General features: G+C 73.8%; 18 protein-coding genes, 1 rRNA gene and 1 pseudogene. 14 read left to right on the top strand and 6 right to left on the bottom strand.

Translation table 11 applies throughout. The features are described from left to right. Positions 1 to 5: 5 nt before the first annotated feature. A 5S ribosomal RNA gene (rrf, locus tag QSK31_RS46510) occupies positions 6 to 122 on the top strand. Between the two features lie 364 nt (positions 123 to 486). Here rrf and QSK31_RS46515 read toward each other — a convergent pair. Then, a complete protein-coding gene (locus tag QSK31_RS46515) occupies positions 487 to 2,232 on the bottom strand; it encodes a hypothetical protein (protein ID WP_285691587.1) in 1,746 nt (581 codons plus the stop codon). Here QSK31_RS46515 and QSK31_RS46520 point away from each other — a divergent pair. Beyond that, a complete protein-coding gene (locus tag QSK31_RS46520; RefSeq protein ID WP_285691588.1) occupies positions 2,155 to 3,342 on the top strand; it encodes a hypothetical protein in 1,188 nt (395 codons plus the stop codon). The genes QSK31_RS46515 and QSK31_RS46520 overlap by 78 nt on opposite strands. Continuing rightward, positions 3,339 to 4,334 (top strand): HAD-IIA family hydrolase, encoded by a 996-nt coding sequence (locus QSK31_RS46525; RefSeq protein WP_285691589.1) that lies wholly within the window; start codon positions 3,339 to 3,341, stop codon positions 4,332 to 4,334. Before QSK31_RS46520 ends, QSK31_RS46525 begins: the two co-directional genes overlap by 4 nt. 113 nt (positions 4,335 to 4,447) lie before the next feature. Here QSK31_RS46525 and QSK31_RS46530 read toward each other — a convergent pair whose 3' ends face one another. The 5 genes from QSK31_RS46530 to QSK31_RS46550 all read right to left on the bottom strand — a co-directional run bounded on the left by QSK31_RS46530 (position 4,448) and on the right by QSK31_RS46550 (position 8,660). After that, complete coding sequence (locus tag QSK31_RS46530) at positions 4,448 to 5,113, bottom strand: response regulator transcription factor (protein WP_285691590.1); 666 nt, start codon at positions 5,111 to 5,113, stop codon at positions 4,448 to 4,450. Next, complete coding sequence (locus QSK31_RS46535) at positions 5,100 to 6,368, bottom strand: sensor histidine kinase (protein ID WP_285691591.1); 1,269 nt, start codon at positions 6,366 to 6,368, stop codon at positions 5,100 to 5,102. Before QSK31_RS46535 ends, QSK31_RS46530 begins: the two co-directional genes overlap by 14 nt. 2 nt (positions 6,369 to 6,370) lie before the next feature. Beyond that, positions 6,371 to 7,192, bottom strand: coding sequence for an ABC transporter permease (locus tag QSK31_RS46540; RefSeq protein ID WP_285691592.1), 822 nt, complete (start codon positions 7,190 to 7,192; stop codon positions 6,371 to 6,373). After that, positions 7,185 to 8,132, bottom strand: coding sequence for an ABC transporter ATP-binding protein (locus tag QSK31_RS46545; protein ID WP_285691593.1), 948 nt, complete (start codon positions 8,130 to 8,132; stop codon positions 7,185 to 7,187). The genes QSK31_RS46540 and QSK31_RS46545 overlap by 8 nt, the downstream gene beginning before the upstream one ends. A 192-nt stretch (positions 8,133 to 8,324) precedes the next feature. Beyond that, the gene (locus QSK31_RS46550) at positions 8,325 to 8,660 is read right to left on the bottom strand and encodes an SCP2 sterol-binding domain-containing protein (RefSeq protein WP_285691594.1); all 336 of its coding nucleotides are present in this window, start codon (positions 8,658 to 8,660) and stop codon (positions 8,325 to 8,327) included. 116 nt (positions 8,661 to 8,776) lie between these two features. Here QSK31_RS46550 and QSK31_RS49055 point away from each other — a divergent pair, with 116 nt between their 5' ends. The 11 genes and pseudogenes from QSK31_RS49055 to QSK31_RS46605 all read left to right on the top strand — a co-directional run bounded on the left by QSK31_RS49055 (position 8,777) and on the right by QSK31_RS46605 (position 21,667). Further along, positions 8,777 to 9,607 carry a phasin family protein gene (locus QSK31_RS49055; protein ID WP_352244750.1) on the top strand — a complete coding sequence of 277 codons (831 nt, stop codon included), beginning with the start codon at positions 8,777 to 8,779 and terminating at the stop codon, positions 9,605 to 9,607. Positions 9,608 to 9,729: 122 nt separating this feature from the next. Further along, positions 9,730 to 9,888, top strand: a complete 159-nt coding sequence (locus tag QSK31_RS46560) for a hypothetical protein (RefSeq protein WP_285691595.1) — start codon at positions 9,730 to 9,732, stop codon at positions 9,886 to 9,888. Positions 9,889 to 9,894: 6 nt separating this feature from the next. Beyond that, the gene (locus tag QSK31_RS46565) at positions 9,895 to 10,740 is read left to right on the top strand and encodes a TlyA family RNA methyltransferase (protein WP_285691596.1); all 846 of its coding nucleotides are present in this window, start codon (positions 9,895 to 9,897) and stop codon (positions 10,738 to 10,740) included. After that, complete coding sequence (locus QSK31_RS46570) at positions 10,737 to 11,627, top strand: NAD kinase (RefSeq protein WP_285691597.1); 891 nt, start codon at positions 10,737 to 10,739, stop codon at positions 11,625 to 11,627. The genes QSK31_RS46565 and QSK31_RS46570 overlap by 4 nt, the downstream gene beginning before the upstream one ends. Positions 11,628 to 11,850: 223 nt before the next feature. Continuing rightward, positions 11,851 to 13,566 (top strand): DNA repair protein RecN, encoded by a 1,716-nt coding sequence (gene recN / locus QSK31_RS46575; protein ID WP_285691598.1) that lies wholly within the window; start codon positions 11,851 to 11,853, stop codon positions 13,564 to 13,566. A gap of 105 nt (positions 13,567 to 13,671) precedes the next feature. Continuing rightward, complete coding sequence (steA, locus tag QSK31_RS46580; RefSeq protein ID WP_285691599.1) at positions 13,672 to 14,850, top strand: putative cytokinetic ring protein SteA; 1,179 nt, start codon at positions 13,672 to 13,674, stop codon at positions 14,848 to 14,850. An 18-nt stretch (positions 14,851 to 14,868) separates the two neighbouring features. Continuing rightward, on the top strand, positions 14,869 to 15,813 hold the full coding sequence (locus QSK31_RS46585; protein WP_285691600.1) for a copper transporter: 945 nt from the start codon (positions 14,869 to 14,871) through the stop codon (positions 15,811 to 15,813). An 86-nt stretch (positions 15,814 to 15,899) separates the two neighbouring features. Next, entirely contained in the window at positions 15,900 to 16,700 is an 801-nt protein-coding gene (locus tag QSK31_RS46590; RefSeq protein WP_285691601.1) for a hypothetical protein, read from the top strand. A 28-nt stretch (positions 16,701 to 16,728) separates the two neighbouring features. After that, positions 16,729 to 18,385, top strand: a pseudogene (gene murJ, locus QSK31_RS46595) (murein biosynthesis integral membrane protein MurJ); the annotation flags it as partial. Then, entirely contained in the window at positions 18,324 to 19,406 is a 1,083-nt protein-coding gene (locus tag QSK31_RS46600) for a glycosyltransferase family 4 protein (RefSeq protein WP_285691603.1), read from the top strand. The pseudogene murJ and the gene QSK31_RS46600, both read left to right, overlap by 62 nt. Further along, positions 19,403 to 21,667: a hypothetical protein gene (locus tag QSK31_RS46605; RefSeq protein ID WP_502873124.1), complete on the top strand. Its 2,265-nt coding sequence runs from the start codon at positions 19,403 to 19,405 to the stop codon at positions 21,665 to 21,667. Before QSK31_RS46600 ends, QSK31_RS46605 begins: the two co-directional genes overlap by 4 nt. Positions 21,668 to 21,694: the final 27 nt, after the last annotated feature.

Consider the following 21,694-nt stretch of genomic DNA (forward strand, 5'->3'; position numbering starts at 1 on the left):
AGTGTTTCGGTGGTCATAGCGGCAGGGAAACGCCCGGTCTCATTCCGAACCCGGAAGCTAAGCCTGCCAGCGCCGATGGTACTGCACTCGGGAGGGTGTGGGAGAGTAGGACGCCGCCGGACTAAACCTACGGTTGAGGGCCACCCGAGAGGGTGGCCCTTAACTGCATTTGTGGACAGTGTGGATCGCTGTGCGGGGGCTGCAGCGGATGCCAGCACCAGCGGCGCGATGACGACCGCTGTAGCTTGGAACGCTGAGTGTTTGAACTTAGGCGCCCGCCCGCTGTGGGCCGCGCCGGATCGGAAGGATTGACCCGTGACGACAGGACCGCAGGACGGCGGCTCCCAGCGCGACGACGAGGGCCGCAACGGCCGGAGTCGCGACCGGGATGGTGACGCCAGCCAGCGTGGTGACCGGGGCGATCGTTCCGCCGGCTATCGCGGCGACCGCGACCGTGGCGACTCCCGCGGCGGCGACCGAGGCGGCTCACGTGGTGGCTATCAGGGTGGTTCGCGTAGTGGTGGCAGCAGCGGCGGCTATCAGGGTGGTTCGCGTAGTGGTGGCAGCAGCGGCGGCTATCAGGGTGGTTCGCGTACTGGTGGCAGCAGCGGCGGCTATCAGGGTGGTTCGCGTACTGGTGGCAGCAGCGGCGGCTATCAGGGTGGTTCGCGCAGTGGTGGCAGCAGCGGCGGCTATCAGGGTGGTTCGCGCAGTGGTGGCAGCAGCGGCGGCTATCAGGGTGGATCGCGCAGCGTGAGCGGTGACCGCGGTGGTTACCAAGGTGGCTCGCGCGGTGGCAGCAGTGACCGTGGCGGTAGCAGCGGTGGTTACCAGGGTGGCTCGCGTGGTGGCAGCAGCGGCGGCTATCAGGGTGGATCGCGCAGTGGCGGCAGCAGCGGTGGGTACCAGGGCGACCGCGGTGGCGACCGGGACCGTGGCGGTTACCAGGGGAGCAGTGATCGTCCGCAGGGCGGTGGCTTCCGGAGTGGCCCGCCGCGTGACGACCGGGGTGGCTACCGCCGGGACGACCGGGGTGACCGGCCCCAGGGTGGCGGCTACCGTGACCGGCCCGCCGGCGACCGGCCCGAACGGGCCTCGGGGGAGCGTTCCTACGGAGACCGTCCGCAGGGTGGCTTCCGGGGTGACCGGGACCGCCGTGACGACCGGGGCGGCTTCCGCGGCGGCGACCGGGACCGTGGTGGATACCAGGGGAGCAGTGACCGTCCGCAGGGCGGCGGGTTCCGTGACCGGCCTTCCGGTGACCGTCCGCAGGGTGGTGGCTTCCGCAGCGACCGGCCTCGTGACGATCGTGGTGGCGCCCGTGACGACCGTGGTGGACGGCCGGGCTACCAGGGCGGGCGGGGTGATCGTCCGCAGGGCGGCGGGTTCCGTGACCGGCCCTCGGGCGACCGTCCGCAAGGTGGCGGGTTCCGTGACCGGCCTTCCGGTGACCGTCCGCAGGGCGGTGGCTTTCGCAGCGACCGGCCTCGTGACGACCGTGGCGGCTTCCGCCGGGACGACCGGCCCCAGGGCGGCGGCTTCGACCGGGACCGGGGCGGTTCCGATCGGGGCGGCTCCGACCGTGGTGGCTTCGACCGTGGTGGCTTCGACCGGGACCGCGGAGGTGACCGTGGTGGTGACCGCGGCGGCTTCCGGGGTGACTCGCGTGGTGGCGACCGGGGTGGCTTCCGCGGTGGCGACCGTGAGCGTGGCGGCTTCCAGGACCGTGACCGGGGCGGGTTCCGTGACCGCGCCGGCTCGCAGGACCGTGCCGGTGCGCCGGACCGTGATCGCGGCGGCTTCCAGGACCGTGACCGGGGCGGGTTCCGTGACCGCGCCGGTACGCAGGATCGTGCCGGGTCGCAGGACCGGGGTGGGTCGCAGGACCGGGGTGGATTCCAGGACCGTGAGCGCGGCGGGTTCCGTGACCGGCCGCAGGGCGGGTTCCGCAGCGACCAGGATCGGCGCGACGACCGTGGCGATCGGGGACCGCGGGACTCGTACCGGGAAAACCGCGGACCGAACGACCGTGAGGCACCGCAGGGCCGGGATGACGAGCAGCTTGGCTTCCAGGCGCCCGACATCCCCGAGGACATCCAGGCGAGCGACCTCGACAAGGAGGTCCGCTCGGAGCTCGTGACGCTGTCGCGCGACATGTCCGACCGGGTGTCGCGGCACCTCGTCGCGGCCGGGCAGATCATCGACGAGGACGCCGAGCTGGCTCTGCAGCACGCCATCGCGGCGCGGCGGATCGCGTCCCGGATCGCCGTGGTGCGTGAGGCGGTCGGGCTGGCCGCCTACGCCGCCGGGGACTGGGCGACCGCGATCTCGGAGCTGCGGACCTACCACCGGATGTCGGGCAAGCAGACGCACCTGGCCGAGATCGCGGACAGCGAGCGGGCGCTCGGCCGGCCGGAACGGGCGATCGACCTGTTCCGCGGCGCCGACCGTGAGGCGCTGGACAAGGCCAGCACGATCGAACTGCTGATCGTGGCGGCGGGCGCCCGGGGCGACCTGGGCCAGCACGACGCCGCGGTGGCGATGCTCCAGGTACGCGAGCTGACCGCCGACGAGGACGCCGAGTGGGCGGCGCGGCTGCGTTACGCCTACGCGGACGCGCTGCTCGCGGCGGACCGTCGTGACGAGGCGCGCGAGTGGTTCTCCCGGGCGGCCGCGGCCGACACCGACGAGGCCACCGACGCCGTCGAACGCCTTCTCGAACTCGACGGCGTCACCCTCACGGGCGACGAGGACGAGGGCGAGGACGACGAGGACGGCACCGACGAGAGCGAGGGCGACGCCGAGGCGCGCACGGACTCCGACGTCGACGTCGCCGAGACCTCCGACATCGCCGGGGACGACGATTCCGAGGACGACGATTCCGAGGACGACGATTCCGAGGACGACGATTCCGAGGACGACGATTCCGTGGACGAGGACTCCGCGGAGGAGGACGAGGTCGACGACGTTCTCGCTTCGGGCGAGGTCGCCGATCTGGGTGACCCCGACCGAGCGGAGGCCGCGGCACGGGCCGAGTTCGACACCGACGTCGCCGAGGTGCGTTCCGAGCCCGACGGCGACTCGGTCGAGGCTGACGTTGCTGAAGGCGAGGCGGCTCTCGGCGAGGAGGACGACCTCCGGGGCGAGGACGACTTCGACGACGAGACCCGGGTGGCCGACGCCACGTCGACTCAGCCGCCCGTGGTGACGTTCTCGGATGCGGGGACGCCGGCCGACGGCGCGGACAACCAGAGCGGCGACGGCAAGAGCGGCGACGGCAAGAGCGGCGACGACAAGGCGGACGGGGACGAGTTCACGGCAGACGGCGAGCGCCGGTCGTGAGCGGCGGGCTGGTCGACGCGTACGACCTGGTCGTCTTCGATCTGGACGGCGTCGTCTACCTGATCGACCGGCCCATCCCGGGCGCGGCGGAAGCGGTCGAGCGGCTGCGCGACGGTGGCGTCGCCGTGGCGTACGCGACGAACAACGCCTCGCGCCGCGCGGCCGACGTCGCAGCCCTGCTCACCGGCATGGGTGTCCCGGCGAAGCCGGACGAGGTCCTCACCTCGGCCGGCGCCGCCGCGGCCCTGCTGGCCCAGCGACTCGCGCCGGGCTCGCCCGTCCTGGTCGTCGGCGCCGAAGCGTTGCGGGCCGAGGTCCGCGACGCCGGCCTGACCGTGGTGGAGACGTTCGAGGACAAGCCGGCCGCGGTGGTCCAGGGCTACGGGCCGGACGTCGGCTGGAAGGTCCTCGCCGAAGCCGCGCTGGCCGTGCGCGCCGGCGCGACGTGGGTGGCCACCAACACCGACCGCACCCTGCCCAGCCCGCGCGGCCCGCTGCCGGGCAACGGTTCCCTGGTCGCGGTCCTGCGCACGGCCCTCGACCGGGATCCGGACATCGTCGTGGGCAAGCCGGAGCCGGCGCTGTTCACGACGGCCGCGACCCTGTCCGGGGCCGAGCACCCGCTGACCGTGGGCGACCGGCTCGACACCGACATCGAAGGCGCCAACAACGCCGGCACGGACAGCCTGCTGGTCCTGACCGGAGTCAGCGGCCCGGCCGATCTGCTCGCGGCCGAACCCGAACGCCGTCCCACCTATGTGGCGGCCGACCTTGCCGGGCTGTTCGTGCCGGCCGAGGAGGTTCGCATCCCGGGGGCGGACACGACGTCGCTGGGCGGGTGGAAGGTCACGGTCGCCGGGTCCACGGTGACGCTGGACGGCGCCGGGTCGGCGGTCGACGCGCTGCGGTTGCTGTGCCCGCACACGTGGGCGGGCGCGTCACCGGAGGCGGGCTCCGACGAGGCACGCGAGGTCCTCGCCGCCTGGGGATAACTCCGGAAACTGTCGTACCCGGCCGCTACATTTCGGCCCACCCAGTGACGGGGTGGGGGAGGTGGCGGTGCGCGCGCGATGCGATTTCTGGCTAGCCGTGCGGTTGCGGCGGGTCAGTCGACCAGGCCTGACTGGTAGGCGAAGACGACCAGCTGGGCGCGGTCGCGGGCCGCGAGTTTGATCATGGCTCGGCTGACGTGGGTGCGGGCCGTGGCGGGGCTGACCACCAGGCGGGCGGCTATCTCGTCGTTGCTGAGGCCCTCGCCGACCAGGCCGGTGATCTCGCGTTCGCGGTCGGTCAGCGTCTCCAGCCGGGGGTGCGGCTTCAGGATCCGGGCCGGGCGGGCGGCGAACTCGCGGACCACCCTCCGGGTGACCGAGGGGGACAGCAGGGCCTCGCCGGCGGCGATCAGGTGGATGGCGCGTACGAGATCGGCGGGCTTGGTGTCCTTGGTGAGGAAACCGCTGGCGCCGTGGCGTAGCGCGTCGAAGACGTAGGCGTCCACCTCGAACGTGGTCAGGACCACCACGCGGGTCGCGGACAGGTCGGGGTCGGCGGCGATTCGGCGGGTGGCCTCGATGCCGTCGATGCCGGGCATGCGGATGTCCATCAGGACCACGTCGGGGTGCAGGGCGCGGGTCTGGTTCACGGCGGCCAGGCCGTCGGCTGCCTCGCCCACCACGGTCAGGCCGTCCTCGCTGTCCAGGAGGGTGCGCAGGCCGATGCGGACCAGGTCCTGGTCGTCGGCCACGAGCACGCGGACATCAGCCCCGGTCATCGGCGGCTCCAGGCTCTTGGGAAGCGGCGGATCGCTGGTGCGGCACGGGAATCGTGGCTGTCACGGCGTAGCCGCCGGTGGATTGCGGGCCCGCCGACATGGTGCCGCCGAGGGCCGTCACCCGCTCGCGCATGCCGATCAGACCGTGCCCGCCGCCGTGGGGTGACCTCGTCGAGGGCGCGCCATGGCCGGTGTCGGTCACTTTGATCGTCAGGTTGCCTGCGGAGTTCTCGACGCTGACCGCGGCGGTCGCCGAGCCCGCGTGGCGCAGGACGTTGGTCAGGGACTCCTGGACGACGCGGTAAGCGGCGAGGTCCACGGCGGTCTGCAGGCCGGTGATCGTGCCCGTGATCGAAAGAGAAACCGGCACGCCGGCCGATCGGGTGCGGTCCACCAGCGCGCCGAGGTGGGCGAGGCCGGCGACGGGGCTGCGGTCGTCCGCCGGGCCGCGCCGCACCGCGCCGAGGGTTGCCCGCAGTTCGTCCAGCGATTCGCGGCTCGTCCGGCTGATCGCGGTGAGTGCGTCCTCGGCCGCGGTGAGGGCCGCGGTGAGGGCCGCGTCCGCACGGTCCTGGGTCGCGGAGGAGACGGGCAAGGATGCGGGCGCCGAAGAGGATGCGGGCGCCGAAGAGGATGCGGGCGCGGGAGGGGATGCGGGCGTGGGAGCGGGGCTCCGCTTGGCCAGGACGTGGAGGGCTATGTCGGCCTGCATGGTGATCGCGGCCAGGCCGTGGCCGACCACGTCGTGGACCTCCTGGGCCACGCGGAGGCGCTCGGTGTCGGCGTGGCGGCGGAGTTCGTCGCGGCGGGACTGGAGGGTCTGCTCACGCGTCACCCGCACCGTCACGCCGATCGCCAGCGGGACCACCGCCCACGCCGTCACCGGCATCACGGCCAGCAGGTCGAAGCCGGTCCCGATCACGCCGCACGCCACCGTCAGCACCGCCGCCACCCCGGCCGCCGCTCCCGACACGCGCAGCACGCGGTGGGCGGCGACGGTGTAGAGCGCGAACCCCAGACTGAACAGGATCGGACCGAAGAGCAGACCCATCAGGAGGTACGCACAGAGCGCCGCGATCGTGACACCGAGGACCGGCAGCGGGAACCGCCTCCGGACCACGATGGCGAGGGCGGCCACGACCACCGGCACGTACACCCACCAGCCGGTGACCGTCAGGCCGACGTTGCGGGACGCCGGCGCCGTCCCGGCCACCCCGGCCAGGAGGAGCACCAGCGCCAGCAAGCCGTCGAGCACCTTCACAGGATGTCACGCCGGCGGAGGGTCGCACCGCCCAGCGCGGCGAAGGCGATCACGTACGCCGCGATCACCAGCGTCGCCTGCCCGCCGCCGACGACGGCCTCGACGCCGGGCGTGTCGGTGCCGCCGCCCAGGGCCGCCACCAGCGAACCGGCATTCGGGCCGGGCAAACCCTTCTGCACCTGGGCCACCCAGTCGAGCAGCGGCGCGGCGATCAGCGACAGCAGGCTCTGCACGGCCAGCAGCCACACCAGGCCCAGCCCGACCGGCAGCGCGACACCGCGCAGCGCGACGGCCAGCAGGGCGCCGAGCACCGTCCACATCGCCGCGATCAGCCAGCCGGCGCCGATCCCGACCAGGACGTCACCGGCGGCCGGCCAGTCGAGCGGGGCGCTCTCGCCGGACGCGATCAGGGCGCTCGCCGCGGCCCCGGCGGCGAACACGGCGAGCACCCCGGCCAGCGCCGCGAGCAGGGCGACGACCAGTTTGGCGGCGTACACCCGGACCCGTGACGGGTCCTGGGTGAGCACCGTCTTCCAGGTGCCCCAGGCGTACTCGCTGCCCACGGTGAGCACGCCGAGGATCAGCATCAGCGCGCCCAGGAAGACCGGCAGGCCGCCGATCGCGTTGCCGACGAGCTGGTCGGGCAGCATCGCCGCCAGGCCGCGATCCGCGGTGGGACCGGAGGTGCCGCCGGCGTACCCGGCGTACGGAACGATGTAGGTGAAGATCAACGAAAGCGTGAGCGCGACCGCCAGGAGGGTCCAGATCGCGGGCCGGCGCAGCAGTTTGCGGGCCTCGGCGCGGATGTCGTCAAACATAATTCTGCTCCGTCTTCAGTCCGGTCAGGGGCGGTGGCGGGGTGGAGGCTGGGTCCGGAGCGGTGAGGTCGAAGAAGGCTTGTTCGAGGCTGCGTTCGCGGGCGGTCAGCTCGTGCACCGCGATTCCGGCACGGACCAGCGCGGCGTTGATCTCGGGCGCACGGCCGGGGGCGACGTTGAGGTCGAGGCCGCCGTCGCGGACGCTGACCGCGTCCGCTCCGATCAGATCGCGCGCGGTGCCGGCGGCGGCTTCGAGGGGGTCGGCGACGATGCGGAGGGTACGGTCGCCGCGCAGTTCCGCCACCGTGCTCTCGGCGACCAGCCGCCCCCGGGAGATGACGCCGACCCGGTCGCAGAGCTCCTGCACCTCGGTCATCAGATGGCTGGAGAGCAGCACCGTGCAGCCGGCCGCGCCGAGCCGCCTCACCAGCAGGCGCATGTCCGCCATGCCGGCCGGGTCCAGGCCGTTGGTGGGCTCGTCGAGCACGACCAGCCGGGGGTCCTTGAGCAGGGCGGCGGCCACGCCCAGACGCTGCTTCATGCCGAGCGAGTAGCTGGCGTACCGGTCGCGGGCGCGGCCGGTGAGGTCGACCTGGTCGAGGACCAGCGCGATGCGGCCGGCGCCCACCCGCGCGTGCCGCGCCATCGCTTTGAGGTTGTCCGAACCGCTGAGGTACGGGTAGAAGGCCGGCCCTTCGACCAGGGAGCCGACCCGGGCCAGGTGGCCGGGCCGCCCCGGCGGGACGCCGAACAGGCGTACCTCGCCGGAGGTGGGCTTGATCAGGCCGAGCAGCATCCGCAGCGTGGTGGTCTTGCCGGCGCCGTTGGGGCCGAGGAAGCCGTACACCTCGCCGGCGCGCACCTCGAGGTCGAGCGCGTCGACGGCGGTCAGCGAGCCGTAGCGTTTGGTGAGCCGTTGCGTGACGACGGGGTTTGTCATGCCCTCAGGCTCGTCGGACGCGTGCGGAACAGCGTCCGTCCGGGCGCGGCTTCCGGCCTACGTCGCAGGGCGTAGGCGCCGTCGGTGAGAGCGGGCCCGGAGTCGGGTCGTCATCGGTGAGGGCGGGCCCGGAGCCGGGCCGTCGTCGGTGAGCGCGGGCCCGGAGTCGGGTCGTCGTCGGTGAGGGCGGGCCTAGAGGAGCTTGCGGAGCTTGAGCAGGTCGAACGGGTTGGCCTTGATCTTCACCTGGCCGGACGCGACCGCGCGGGTGACGTCCAGGCCGCCGTTGACCAGGGCGATCAGGTCGTCGCCGCTCGCGATCAGGGCGATCTTGGCCTTCGGGTCGTCGCCGTCGGCGATGTCGACCAGCAGGCCGTCGGCGAGGCGGGCGTGGAAGGCCGTCCCCAGGTCGGTGACGCGGGCCGCCAGCGTACGGTCGAAGTCGAGCTTGCCCCTGGTCTCCGCATTCCGCTGCAGCCGGGCGGCGAGGTCGTGCAGAGCCTGCCGGCACTCGTCCACGGTGGCCATCCGCTGGTCCTTCCTCCGCATCTTGATCCGCGACACCGCGGGCTGACCGCACGGTACCGCACACGGCGGCGATCATCGGACCGGTAGCGTGGCACCTGACGCGAAGGAGGGCGATCATGCAGGACGCATGGCGGGCGTATCTGGAGATGGCGCTCGGACTGGCCGAGGCGCCCCGGAAGAGGGCGCAGAAGGTCGCCTCGGAGCTGGTCAACAAGGGTGGCGCGACGGCCACCCAGTTGCAGGGGCTGGTGGAGGATCTGCTCAGCACCGGCATGGCCAACCGTGAGGCGCTGACCAACATCGTGCGCTTCGAGGTGGACCGTGCGCTGGGTGTGGTCGGGCTGGCCACCTCGGACGAGGTGAAGGACCTGACGGGTCGCGTCCGCGATCTGGAGAAGCAGCTGCGGCTGGCGCAGGCGAAGGTCAGCGCGGCCGAGGCGGCGACCGGTCCGGGTTCGGGCGGCGACGTGCTGGACAAGCCCGCGCCGCTGCCGGCCAAGAAGGTCGCGAAGAAAGCCGTGAAGAAGGTCGCCCCGACGCCGACGCCGACGCCGGCTGCTCCGGCTCCTGGCGCTGCGGCGAAGGCCGTCCCGGCGAAGGCCGTCCCGGCCAAGAAGGCGGCCAAGGCCACGCCCAACCGGATGCCGTCGGCCGCGGCGCCGCCGGTCAAGAAGGCGACACCGGCCGAGAAGGCGACACCGGCCGTGCCCGCGGGCACCGCCGAGTCGCCGGTGGCGAGCGTCGTCGACGCCGCCGCGGCGACCGAGATTCCGCCTGCCGCCGCCGCTCCCGCGAAGAAGGCGCCGGCGAAGAAGGCCGCCAAGAAGGTCGCGCCGGTGCAGTTCTCCGACCCGGGGAGCGCGCCGGCCAAGAAGGCGCCGGCCAGGAAGGCGGGCACCGCCAAGCGGGCTTCCGCCAGGAAGACCCAGCCGGAGGCCGGTAAGTGAGCTATCCGACGCCAGGACCGCGCCCGGGACCGACGCCGGGACCGCGTCCGGGGCCGACGCCGGGCGCGGTTCCGGGGCCGACGCCGGGCGTGGTTCCGGGGCCTCCGCCCGGGTACAACGCGTTGCCCGAGCGGTCCGACGGCGAGACCGGCCACCCGGCGGTGGACGGGATGCTCGCCGCGCTGGAGAACGCCGCGCAGCTGCCCCCGGCCGAGCAGATCGCCGAGTACGAGGCGGCGCACGACGTCCTGCGCGAGACGCTCGCCAGCATCGACGGCTAGGTTTCGATGGCTCGTCGTGCCCGGCTCGACGCCGAACTGGTCCGCCGCAAACTGGCCCGCTCCCGGGAGCAGGCCGCCGCGCTGGTCGCCGAGGGCCGCGTACAGGTGCGTGGCACGGTCGCGCACAAGGTCGCCGCGATGGTCGACCCGGCCGATCCGGTCCTGGTCACCGGTGCGGACCCCAAGGACGAGTACGTGTCCCGCGGCGGGCACAAGCTCGCCGGTGCGCTGAAGGGATTCGGCGGCCTGACCGTGGCCGGAAAGCGCTGCCTCGACGCCGGCGCCTCCACCGGCGGCTTCACCGACGTGCTCCTGCGTGCCGGCGCCGTGCACGTGGCCGCGGTCGACGTCGGCTACGGCCAGCTCGCCTGGCCGATCCGCACCGACGACCGGGTGCTCGTGCTGGAGCGCACCAACGTCCGCACGCTCACCCCGGACGCGATCGGCGGCGCCGTGGATCTGACGGTGGCCGACCTGTCGTTCATCTCGCTGCGCCTGGTGCTGCCCGCGCTGACCGCGTGCACCGCGGCGGACGGTGACCTGGCGCTGATGGTCAAGCCGCAGTTCGAGGTCGGCAAGGAGCGGGTCGGCACCGGTGGCGTGGTCCGCGACCCGGACCTGCGCGCCGAGGCGGTGCTGGACGTCTGCGCCACCGGGGCCGGGCTGGGCCTGGGCGTGGCCGGCGTGACGGCCAGCCCGTTGCCCGGCCCGAGCGGCAACGTCGAGTTCTTCGTGTGGTTCCGCCGGGACGCGCCACCCGCTGATCCGGAACGAGTACGGGCTGTGGTCGCCGCGGGCCCGTCGGGCACGGTAACTTCGGGCGAGTCGCCTTCAACGGGAGAAACCTCATGACGCGTGCCGCCTTGCTGGTGGCCCACACGGGACGCCGGCAGAGTGCCGCGCATGCCCGGGCCGTCGCACAGGACCTGCTCGCCGCGGGCTTCGAGGTGCGGGTGCTGACCGAGGAGGTCGGCGACCTCGACCTGCCGCCGGGCGTCATCCCGGTCTCCGACGACCCGGCCAACGCCGACGGCGTCGAGATCGTCCTCGCGATGGGCGGGGACGGCACCTTCCTGCGCGCGGCCGAGCTGGCCCGCCCGGCCAAGGCGCCGATGCTCGGCATCAACACCGGGCACGTCGGCTTCCTGGCGGTGGCCGAGACCGGCGACATCGACCGGGTGATCGCCGACGTGGTGGCCGGGTCCTACACCGTCCACGAACGGCTGACGCTGGACGTGCACGCCGAGTACGACGGCCGGCTGATCGCCGACTCGTTCGCCCTCAACGAGGTGAGCGTCGAGAAGGGACAGCGGGCCCAGATGCTCGAGCTGCTCGTCGACGTGGACGGCCGGCCACTGTCGCGGTACGGCTGCGACGGCGTGGTGTGCGCCACGCCGACGGGGTCCACGGCGTACGCGTTCTCGGCCGGCGGCCCGGTGGTGTGGCCCGAGGTGGAGGCGCTGCTGCTGGTCCCGATCAGCGCGCACGCCCTGTTCAGCAAGCCGCTGGTGACCGCTCCGACCTCGACGTTCTCGATCACCGTGGACCCGTACACGTCGTTCGCCACGATGTGCTGCGACGGCCGACGCACCTGGGACCTGCCGCCCGGCGCGCAGATCACCGTGCAGCGCGGTGACCTGCCGGTTCGCCTGGTCCGGCTGTCCCCGCGCCCGTTCACCGACACGCTGGTGGCCAAGTTCGCCCTGCCGGTGGACGGCTGGCGCGGGAACCGGCGCTGATCCGCGGCGCGGGTGAGCGTTCGCGTGGGCGGCGCCGGTGAGCGTTCGCGCGGGTGAGCACGCGGGTGAGCACGCGGGTGAGCATCCGCGTGGGCGGCCCGCGCGGGAACCGGCGCTGACCCGCGGCACGGGTGAGCGTCCGTCCGGGCGGCCCGCGCGGGAATCGACGCTGATCCACAGCCCTGGTGGGCATTCGTCACAAGGTCCCACTACTGTCTGCCCTGTGCTGGAGGAACTGCGGATCACCGGGCTCGGTGTCATCGACGACACGACCCTGCACCTGACTCCGGGGATGAATGTCATCACCGGCGAGACCGGCGCCGGCAAGACCATGGTGGTGACCGGGCTGGGGCTGCTCTTCGGCGGCCGTGCCGACGCGGGGCGGGTCCGTGCCGACCCGGGCCGCGCGGTCGTGGAGGGCCGGTTGCGCCTCGGCGGCGTGCTGTCCGGGGCCGTGGCGACGCGGCTCGCCGAGGCAGGCGCCGAGGTGGACGACGACGGCAGCGTGCTGCTCAGCCGGACGGTCACGATCGAGGGCCGGTCACGCGCGCACGTCGGCGGCCGCAGCATGCCGGTGGCGATGCTCAGCGAGCTCGGCGAGCAGGTGCTGGCCGTGCACGGCCAGTCCGACCAGCTGCGGCTGCTGCGCCCGGCCGAGCAGCGGGCGGCGCTCGACCGGTTCGCCGGCCCCGAGCACGAGAAACTGCTGGAGACCTACCGCGAGGCGTACGCGTCGTGGCGGGCCGCGGTCGAGGACCTGGCCGACCGCCGCGCCAACGCCCGCGCCCGCACGCAGGAGGCCGAGCTGCTCAAGCTCGGGCTCGACGAGATCACCCGGGTGGACCCGCAGCCCGGCGAGGACGACGACCTGCGCGCCGAGGTGCAGCGGCTGGAGCACGCCGAGGGTCTGCGGGTGGCCGCGATGCAGGCCGCGGTGGCGCTGGCCGGCGGCGTCGAGGTGACCGAGGACGCTCCGGACGCCACCCAGCTGCTCGGCACCGCCCGGCGCACGCTGGAGGCACAGGCCCAGGTGGACGCCGCGCTGGGCGACCTGGCGGCCCGCATCGAGGAGGCGGCGACGCTGGTCGGCGACGTCTCGGCCGAGCTGTCGACCTACCTGAGCAGCCTGGATGCCGATCCGGCCCGGCTGGAGACGATCTACGAGCGGCGGGCCGAGCTGCGCGGGCTGATGCGCAAGTACGCGGACGACGTCGACGGCGTGATCGCCTGGGCCGACAACGCCCGCGCCCGGCTGGACATCCTGGACACCTCCGACGAGGTGCTGGAGGAGCTGGACAGGGAACGGCTCCGGCTGGAGGCGCAGGTCCACGACCTGGCGGCTCGACTGAACGAGGCCCGGCGGGAGGCGGCGGGCCGCTTCTCCGAGGCGGTCAGCGTGGAGCTGGCGGGCCTGGCCATGCCGCACGCGCGGGTCGAGGTCGCCGTGGTGGACCGCAGCGACGGACCGGGGCCGGACGGCGCCGACGAGGTGGAGCTGCGGTTGCTGGCCCACCCGGGGGCGCCGTCGCTGCCCCTGCAGAAGGGCGCGTCCGGGGGCGAGCTGTCCCGGGTGATGCTGGCCATCGAGGTGGTCTTCGCCGGTGCGGGTGGCCCGCCGACGCTGGTCTTCGACGAGGTGGACGCCGGGGTCGGTGGCACGGCGGCGGTGGAGATCGGCAAGCGGCTGGCTCGCCTCGCGCGTACCCATCAGGTCCTGGTCGTGACGCACCTGCCGCAGGTCGCGGCATTCGCCGACACCCACCTCGTGGTCGCGAAGGACACCGGCGGCGCGATCACCACGAGCGGTGTACGGGTCGTCCAGGAGACCGACCGGGCGCGCGAGCTGTCCCGGATGCTGGCCGGTCTGCCCGATTCGGATCTGGGGATCGCGCACGCGGAAGAGCTGCTGACCGTGGCCGTCAAGGAAAAGCGGCGCTGACCGTGGCCGTCAAGGAAGAGAGGCGCTAATTTTGCCCCCTTTTGGGGGTGAGTTCAGGCATGTCGCGGGCGGCGAAGGTGAACGCGCGTGACAGGATGGGCGGCGATGCGACTTCCCACCTTGCGCCGGACCCGGACGGTCGAACCGGGAGCCCTCGCCGGCACCGCCCGCGTCGACCGCCGGACCAAACGCCTGGTCGGGCGGCTGCGGCCTGGGGAGATCGCGGTCATCGACCACGTCGACATCGACCGGGTCGCCGCCGACTCGCTGGTCGCGGTGGGCGTGCTCGCGGTGCTCAACGCGAAGCCGTCGATCTCCGGGCGGTACCCGAACCTGGGCCCCGAGGTGCTGATCCAGGCCGGCATCACGCTGATCGACGACCTCGGCGAGGAGCTGATCGAGAAGGTCAGCGAGGGTGATCTGGTCACCATCGAGGGCGACACCGTGCTGGTCGACGGCGCGGCCGTGGCCACCGGTGTCCGGCAGGACGCGCTGACCGTGGCGGCCGCGATGGCGGACGCGCGCGAGGGCCTGTCCGTGCAGCTCGAGGCGTTCGCCGCGAACACCATGGACTACCTCAAGCAGGAACGTGACCTGCTGCTGGACGGCGTCGGCGTGCCCGACGTCGCGACCCGGATCGCCGGGCGGCACGTGCTGATCGTGGTGCGCGGCTACGACTACAAGGCCGACCTGGACGTGCTGCGGCCGTACATCCGCGAGTTCAAGCCGGTTCTGATCGGCGTGGACGGCGGCGCGGACGCGCTGGTGGAGAACGGGTACAGCCCCGACATGATCATCGGGGACATGGACTCGGTCACCGACGACGTGCTGCGGTGCGGCGCCGAGGTGGTCGTGCACGCGTACCCGGACGGTCGTGCCCCGGGCCTGGACCGGGTCCGCCAGCTGGATGTCGCCGCCCTGACCTTCCCGGCCGCGGCCACCAGCGAGGACCTGGCGATGCTGCTCGCCGACGAGAAGGGCGCGTCGCTGATCGTCGCGGTGGGCACCCACGCCAACCTGGTCGAGTTCCTGGACAAGGGACGCGGCGGCATGGCGTCCACGTTCCTCACCCGGCTCAAGGTCGGCGGCAAGCTGGTCGACGCCAAGGGCGTGAGCCGGCTCTACCGGCAGAACATCTCCGGGTCGTCGCTGCTGCTGCTCGTGCTCGCGGCGATCGCGGCGATGGCCTCGGCGGTGGCCGTGTCGACGGTCGGCAAGGCGTACCTCGCCGTGGTCTCCGAGTGGTGGGACAATCTGCTGTTCCAGCTCGGCCACCTCTTCTAGCTGTAGGGAACGTTCCCCTTGATCAACTTCCGGTACCACGTGGTGTCGCTGACGGCGGTGTTCCTCGCGCTGGCCATCGGCCTGGTGTTGGGCACCACGGCGCTCAACGGCCCGGTCGCCGACAGCCTCAAGGAGCAGGTGCAGTCGGTCAGCAAGGACAACAGCAACCTGCGCGACCAGCAGAACCAGTTCCGTGAGGAGCTGAACCGGGCGCAGGACTTCGCGACCGAGGTGTCGCCGGCGCTGCTCAACGGCAAGCTGACCGGCCGCAAGATCCTGGTGCTGGCGCTGCCCAACACGCAGAAGTACGCCGACCAGGTGATCGCGATGCTGACCGTCTCCGGGGCGACGATCACCGCGAAGGTGTCGGTGCAGGAGAAGTTCTTCGAGCCGGTGAACGACGTGGAGCTGCTGGACCTGGCCGAGCAGGCGTCCCAGCCGACCGTGCCGGCGGCCGGGCTGCCGATGAACAGCAACGGCGTGGAGACCTCCAGCGCGCTGCTGGCCCGGGCGCTGCAGCAGCAGCCCGCCCCGGTCAGCGCCACCGACCTGACCGCGGTGCTCGCGGCGTACGCCGAGCCCGGCTACCTGACCGCCGACGAGGTGGACGGCAAGGCGCCGGTCGGCGGCGCCGAGGCCACCGTGGTCATCTCCGCGCTGCCGCCGACGGACACCAACGCGGGGAAGAAGAACCAGGCCGCGGTCACCATGACCACCCAGTTCGCGGGCACCGACCGGCCGCTGGTGGTGGCCGGCGACGGCGCGGTCGACGGCAACCTGGTCGCCGAGGTGCGCGCCGACCCGACCCTGGTGAAGACGATCTCCACGGTGGACAACGCCAGTTCCACCCAGGGCCAGCTGGCCACCGCGCTGTGCGTGGTCGAGCGGGTGGTGCAGGGCAAGGTCGGCCAGTACGGCCTGGCCGCCGGCGCCACCTCGCTGGTGCCCAAGGCCGCCGCTTAGCCCGGCTTCCCTAGGTCTTCTTTCGAATTCACTTCCGGGGCGTCGCTTTCAGGGCGAATTTGGAAGAAGACCTAGACTCAGGGACCATGGCTCTCCTCCGCCCGTCCGGGATCGCCGGGCTCACCGCCCGCGCCGTGCTCGTCTGGATCCGCCGTGACCCGCGCGCCGCCGCACTGGAGCGCACCAACTTCCGAGGCCGCACGGTCACCCTGGCCGGTGGCCCGGCGCTGGCCGCCGGCGCGACCGTCGGCGCCGCCCTGGGCGCGGGCTCGCCCCGCCGGGCAGCCGCCGCGATCACCGCGGGCGTGGTCTCCGGCGCGGTCGGCTTCTACGACGACCTGGCCGGCAACCGGCCCGAGCAGAAGGCGGCGAAGGGCTTCGCCGGGCACCTCGGCGCTCTCCGCGAGGGTCACGTGACCAGCGGCCTGGTCAAGATCGCCGGGGTGGGCGCGGCGGCGCTGGTGGCGTCCGCGCTGCTCGGCGGCCGCAAGCGGGACGTGCTGCTCGGTGCGGGCGTGATCGCCGGCACCGCGAACCTGGTCAACCTGCTCGACCTGCGGCCCGGCCGGGCGTTGAAGGCCGGCATGATCCTCGGCACGCCGCTGTCCTTCGGGGAGGGCGGCGGGCTGGCCGCCGGTGCGCTGGGCGCGGGGGCGGCGCTGCTGCCGGACGACCTGGGCGAGGAGATCATGCTCGGCGACGCCGGGGCCAACGCGCTGGGCGCGCTGCTCGGGCTGGCGCTGGCCGCGCGTACCGGGACGGGCGGGCGGGCGCTCGCGCTGACCGTGCTGGCCGGGCTGACCGCCGCCAGCGAGAAGGTCAGCTTCACCAAGGTCATCCAGGACACGCCGTGGCTGCGCCGGCTGGACGAGCTCGGCCGTTCATGACCCCGGCGAGGCTGAGCTTGCCTGTGTCATGCCCTTCTGGCCCTCGCCTGCGGCCCCGTCGGCAGCCGCCGGGCTCTGCCGCTCGGTGCGGGCGGTCATGACGAGGGTCGCCGGAGCCGCGCTCGTCATCACCGTTCTCACGGTCGTCTCCCGGATCGCGGGTTTCGGGCGGACGGTCGTCTTCCTGCAGACCGTCGGCGACGGCGCGCTGGGCAACATCTACAACGCCGCGAACACCATCCCGAACATCGTCTTCGAGCTGGTCGCCGGGGGTGCGCTGGCCTCGCTGGTGGTGCCCCTGCTGGCCGCCGACGTGGCGGGCGGGCGGCCGGAACGGGTGAGCACGGTCGCCTCCGCGCTGCTCACCTGGGTGCTCGCGGTGATGGTCCCGCTCGCCGTGCTGGTCGCGGTGCTCGCCGGGCCGATCAGCGGGCTGTTGCCGGGCATCCCGGACGAGCACCGCGAGGTGGCGGCGAGCATGCTGCGGGTATTCGCGCCGCAGCTGCCGCTGTACGGCGCCGGGATCGTGCTGACCGGCGTTCTCCAGGCGCACCACCGGTTCGCGTGGCCGGTGATCGCCCCGCTGCTGTCGAGCGTGACCGTGATGGGCGCCTACCTGACGTACGCGGCGGTGGACGGGCCCCGGACCGGGTTCGGCGGGCTCACCCGTACCGGTGAACTGATCCTCTCGGCCGGCACCACGCTCGGCGTCGTCGTGCTGGCGATGTGCCTGCTGATCCCGCTGCGCCGGCTGCGGCTGAGGTGGCGGCCGAGTCTCCGCTTCCCAGGCGACGAGGGGCGGCGCGCGGTCCGGCTGGGCTGGGCCGGCGCGGTCACCGTGGGCTCGCAGCAGGTCATGGTCGGGGTGGTCATCCTGCTGGCGGTCGGCGGCGGGCTGACCGCCTACAACGCCGCGCAGACGGTCTTCCTGCTGCCCTGGGCGGTGCTGGCGGTGCCGCTGGCCACCGCGGTCTACCCGACGCTCTCGGCCGCCGACACGGACGGCTTCCGGTCGGCGCTCGCCCCGGTCGCCCGGTCCGTGATGCTGCTGGCCGGGCTGGGCGCGGCGGCGCTGTTCGCCCTGGCCGACCCGATCGCGTACCTGGTCCGGTCGGCCTCCGCCGCGCCCGGCATCCGCGGGTTCGCCGCCGGACTGTTCGGGTACGCCCTGTTCGCGCTGCTGTCCCGCGCCCTCTACGCCCGGGGCGCCACGGCCGCGGCGGCAGCCTCCACCGCGGCCGGGTGGGGTGTCGCGGCGATCGCCGCGGTGCTGCTCTCGGCCTCGTCGGGACCGGGGCGTCAGGTCTTCGTGCTCGGCCTGGCCAACGCGATCGGGATGTCCGTGATCGGCGTCCTGCTGGTCCTCGCGGTCCGCCGCCACGCCGGTCCGGCCTCGCTGCACGGACTGGGCCGGGCGACGGCGGCCGGTATCGTGGCGGCGGTCGTGGCGGCGCTCGCCGGCTTCTTCGCCGTCCGCGCGATCGCGGACGGCCTGGGCACGGGCATCGGCAGCAGCGTCGTGCAGGGCCTGGCCGGCGGCGTGGCGGTGCTCATCGCCTACCTGGCCGTGGTCCTCGCCCTCGACCGGCGCGACCTGCGAGCGATCAGAACGAGGGGAGATTCGTGAGCGGCACAGTGGCCCTGGTGCTGGGCTCCAGCACCGGTGGGGTGGGCAACCACATCGCCTCGCTGGTCCGGGGGCTGGTCGCGGCCGGCCGGCCGGTGCTGGTGTGCGGCCCGGCGGCCACCGACGAGTTGTTCGGCTTCGCCGCCGCCGGCGCCGTGTTCGAGGCCGTGGAGATCCCGCCGAACCCCGGCCCGCTGGACTCCGGCGCCGTGCGCGCGCTGCGCCGCCTCCTCCCGGCTCACCACGTCACCGTGATCCACGCGCACGGGCTCCGTGCCGGGCTGGTCGCCGGGCTGGCCCGGTCGTCCGTCCCGCTGGTCGTCACGCTGCACAACGCGGTGCTCGGCAAGGGCCTGCGAGCCAGCGCGTCGGCCCTGGTCGAGCGCATCGTGGTGCGCAACGCCGCGCTGGTGCTGGGCGCCTCCGAGGACCTGGTGGAACGCGCGACCGCGCTGGGCGGCAAGGCCCGGTTCAGCCCGGTGGCGGCGCCCGCGATGGACCCGCCGAAACGCTCGCGGGCCGCGGTCCGGGCCGAGTTCCGGCTGCGCCCGGAGGTCCCGATGATCCTCTCGGTCGGCCGGTTGCACCCGCAGAAACGCTACGACGTGCTGATCGACGCGGCGGCCCGGTGGCGGTCGCTGACCCCGCCGCCGGTCACCGTGGTCGCGGGCTCCGGCCCCAGCTACATGCCGCTGGCCCAGCAGGCCAGCGAGAAGGCCGCCCGGTTCCACCTGCTCGGCCGCCGTAACGACGTCCCCGACCTGCTCTCCGGCGCCGATCTGGCCGTGGTGACCAGCGCCTGGGAGGCGCGGCAGCTCTTCACCCAGGAGGCGCTGCGGGCCGGGGTGCCGATGATCTGCACCTCGGTCGGCGGGCTGCCCGGGCTGGTCGGCGACGCCGCCGTGCAGATTCCGCCGGGCGATGTGGACGCGCTGGACGCCGCGGTGCGCCGGCTGCTCGACGACCCCGCCCTGCGTGCCGACTACGCCGCGCGGGGGCCGAAACAGGCCGCCCGCTGGCCGGACGAGGACGACACGGTGGCCGACGTGCTGGCCGCCTACCACGAGGTGGGTGGGTGAGGCTCCAGCCGTTCCGCACCCTGCCGCGGCGAGGGCTCAACCGGCTGCGGCGGATGCGCCGGGCCGGGTTCCCGGTGCGGAGAGCACGCGGCTGGTTGCCGTACGCGCTGGTCCTGATCGCGGCCGCGGCCGGGGTCGCCGCGCTGGCCGTACGCCCGGATCCCGGACCGGCCAAGCAGCCCCTGGACTACGTGGTGGTGGCCGGCGCCGCCGGCCTGCGCTGGGACGACCTCGACCCGGAACTGACCCCGGCGCTCTGGGCGGAGGCCGGCAAGGGCTCGGTCGGCTGGCTGTCGGTGCGCTCCGGGCACCGGGTGACCTGCCCGGCGGACGGCTGGCTGACCCTGGGCGCCGGCAACTACGCGGCCTGGAGCACCGAGACCGTGCGGGGCCAGTGCCCGCCGCTGGCCCCCGGCCTGACCCAGCCGGACAGCCTCGGCGCCGACATCGAGCAGCAGGACGGCATCGTCCGGAACAACCAGGCGCTGGCGTACGGTGCGGTGCCGGGCGCGCTGGCCGAGTCGGTGCGCTGCACGGTCGCCGTCGGGCCGGGCGCGGCGATCGCGGCGGCCCGCCCGTTCGGCCGCGTCGACCGGTACGAGGCCGAGCTGCCCGCCGACGCCAAGGGCCTGCTCGACGACTGCGTGCTGAGCATCGTCGACCTGGGCACCGTCTCGGGCAGCGGATCCGCCCGCCGGGCCGCCGTGGCCCGCGCCGACGCCCTGCTCGCCCGGGTGGTGGCCGCCCGCCCGGACCGGTCGCTGATCGTGGTCGCCGGGGTTGGCGGCACGTCCAACTCGTCCCGCCTGCACGTGGCGATGGCCGAGGGCGAGGGCTGGGACGGCGGCTGGCTCACCTCGGCGGGCACCGGCCGCGACGGCTACCTGCAACTGGTCGACCTGGCGCCGACCGTGCTGGCCGCGCTGGGCCGCCAGGATCCGCAGGGACTGTTCACCGGCCGGTCCGCGACGACCGTGCCGGGCCGGCCGGCGGACCTGGCCGACGCGGTGCGCGGCGACCACGACGCGGACCGGCGGGCGACCGCCCAGCGCGGCGTCGCCGACGAGTTCTTCACCGCGCTGGCCGCCGCCGACCTGCTGCTGTTCCTGGCCGCCGTGCCGCTGATGGTGCGCGCCCGCCGGCACGCCGGCCCGCGTGGCCCGGCGTCGCCGCCCCGGATCCTGGTGGCGGCGATGGAGGTCGCGCTGATCGCGGTGGCCCTGGTGCTGCCCGCCGCGCTGCTCGCCGACGCGGTGCCGTGGTGGCGGGGTGACCATCCCGCCCTGTTCTTCGCCGCGGTGACGCTCGTGCTGACCGTGATCGGCACCGTCGCCGTCCGGGTCGCGCCCCGCTACCGGCGCACGCTGTGGCCGATCGGGGCGGTCGCCGGCATCGGCGCGGTGGTGGTCGGCGCCGACCTGCTAACCGGCGCGCAGCTGCAGCTCAACGGTGTGGCCGGCTACTCGGCGGCGACCGGCGGCCGGTACGCGGGTGTCGGCAGCGTCGGCCTGGGCGTGTTCGTCACCGGGATGCTGGTGGTGGCCGGGTGCCTGGCGCAGTGGATCCGTAAGCCGTGGCGGCCGCTGGTGACCGTGCTGATCGGCGGTGTGGCCGTGGTCATGGTGGGCAGCCCGTACCTGGGCGCCGACCCGGCCGGCGCGATCGCGGTGACCGCCGGGGTGTGCGTGGCCGCGGCGATCAGCTCGGGTGGCTGGCTGACCTTCCCGCGTTTCGCCTGGGCCGCGGTGGCCGGGCTGGCGGTGACGATCGGTTTCGCGGTGCTCGACCTGCGCCGGCCTCCGGCCGAGCAGGGCAGCCTGGGCCGGATCCTGACGTCGCTGGCCGACGGGACCGCCGGGCCGGCCATGCAGCGTGCCGCCGCCGCCAACGGCCTGTCCCTGGTGGACAGTCCGCTGACCGTGCTGGCGGTGGTGGGTGTGCTGATGCTGGCGTTCTGCCAGTTCTCGCCGTGGGGCGGGCTGAACCGGCTGTTCGGCCTGCATCCGGCGCTGCGGGCGGCGGGTGCGGGCGTCACGGTGGCGGCGCTGATCGCCGGTCCGCTGGGCGGGACCGCCCTGACCGTGGCCGGGGCGGCCGCGGCGGTGGCCGTACCCGTCGCGGTGTTGACCGCTCTGCGCGTGCTCGATCACGCTGCGGATCGGACCCGGCCCGACGACGAGACGGATGGCCCCGGAGGTCCGGGTTTCGTCCGGAATGTGGCGGACACGCGGGCGGACCAGCCGGAACATGCGCCTCACTAGGAAGGTGTTACCGTGGAATCCCGTGGA

This window comes from Actinoplanes sp. NBRC 103695, from assembly GCF_030269485.1.
In the GTDB taxonomy this organism is placed as follows: domain Bacteria; phylum Actinomycetota; class Actinomycetes; order Mycobacteriales; family Micromonosporaceae; genus Actinoplanes.